This window comes from Streptococcus sp. GMD4S, assembly GCF_000296955.1.
Genome location: NZ_AJRE01000215.1, coordinates 1 through 1,520, shown reverse-complemented (window position 1 = coordinate 1,520; position 1,520 = coordinate 1). Strand labels below are relative to the sequence as shown.

Annotated in this window: 1 protein-coding gene and 1 pseudogene; both read left to right on the top strand. The window is 45.0% G+C overall.

What is annotated here, in order from left to right:
* A pseudogene (locus GMD4S_RS08760) lies at window positions 1-260 on the top strand (amidophosphoribosyltransferase); the annotation flags it as partial.
* Window positions 261-477: 217 nt separating this feature from the next.
* On the top strand, window positions 478-1,500 hold the full coding sequence (gene purM, locus GMD4S_RS08755; protein ID WP_000182570.1) for a phosphoribosylformylglycinamidine cyclo-ligase: 1,023 nt from the start codon (window positions 478-480) through the stop codon (window positions 1,498-1,500).
* Window positions 1,501-1,520 lie beyond the last annotated feature (20 nt).

Genomic DNA, 1,520 nt, shown 5'->3' with positions numbered 1-1,520 from the left:
TTTACGGGATTGATATCCAGACGCGTCAGGAGCTGATTGCGGCCAATCATACGGTCGAAGAAACTCGCCAAATCATTGGTGCGGATAGTCTGACCTATCTTTCTATTGATGGTTTGATTGATTCTATCGGCATCGAAACAGATGCGCCAAATGGTGGTCTCTGTGTAGCTTACTTTGACGGCGACTACCCAACTCCTCTCTACGACTATGAAGAAGACTATCGTAGAAGTTTGGATGAAAAGACCAGTTTTTACAAATAGACGGATAAAGACTCTCCATGAAAGGAAAGGAAGAGAAGATGACAAATAAAAATGCTTATGCACCACGTCTCACTACTGACTAAAAGCTAAAGCATTTGTCAGTAGACGCTTTCTCCTATGGGACCAAAGCTAGAGACCTGACTAGTATTTTTAGATAAAATAATTGTTTATCTAAAAATACGTCGCAGTCTTTCTCAAAAAAGAAAAGGATTAAAAAATGACAAATAAAAATGCGTACGCCCAGTCGGGTGTGGATGTTGAAGCGGGTTATGAAGTTGTTGAGCGGATCAAAAAGCACGTGGCTCGTACGGAGCGTGCAGGTGTCATGGGAGCTCTTGGTGGCTTTGGTGGCATGTTTGACCTTTCAAAAACAGGTGTCAAAGAGCCAGTCTTGATTTCGGGGACAGATGGTGTCGGGACCAAGCTCATGTTGGCCATCAAGTATGATAAGCATGATACGATTGGGCAAGACTGTGTGGCCATGTGTGTCAACGATATTATCGCTGCAGGTGCGGAGCCTCTTTACTTCCTCGACTATGTCGCAACTGGTAAAAATGAACCAGCTAAACTAGAACAAGTCGTTGCTGGTGTGGCAGAAGGCTGTGTGCAGGCAGGCGCAGCCCTCATCGGTGGGGAAACGGCTGAAATGCCTGGTATGTATGGCGAAGATGACTACGATCTGGCTGGTTTTGCAGTCGGTGTGGCTGAAAAATCTCAAATCATTGACGGTTCAAAAGTGGCAGAAGGTGATGTTCTTCTCGGACTTGCGTCAAGTGGGATTCACTCGAATGGTTACTCACTCGTGCGCCGTGTTTTTGCCGACTACACGGGTGAGGAAGTCTTGCCAGAATTGGAAGGCAAGAAACTCAAGGAGGTCCTTCTTGAGCCGACTCGTATCTATGTCAAGGCTGTCTTGCCACTCATCAAGGAAGAGTTGGTCAATGGAATTGCCCACATCACAGGTGGCGGCTTTATCGAAAATATCCCTCGTATGTTTGCGGCTGACCTAGCTGCGGAAATTGAAGAAGACAAGGTTCCAGTGCTTCCGATTTTCAAAGCTCTTGAAAAATACGGTAAAATCAAGCATGAAGAAATGTTTGAAATCTTCAATATGGGTGTGGGACTCATGCTGGCAGTTAGCCCTGAAAATGTAGATCGTGTCAAGGAATTACTGGATGAACCAGTCTATGAAATTGGTCGCATCGTCAAGAAAGAAAACGAAAGTGTCATCATCAAATGAAAAAAATAGCGGTTTTTGCC

What these genes read in the sequence shown, in the direction of transcription:
- purM (WP_000182570.1), top strand. Translation starts at nt 478, where the DNA reads ATGACAAATAAAAATGCGTACGCCCAGTCGGGTGTGGATGTTGAAGCG.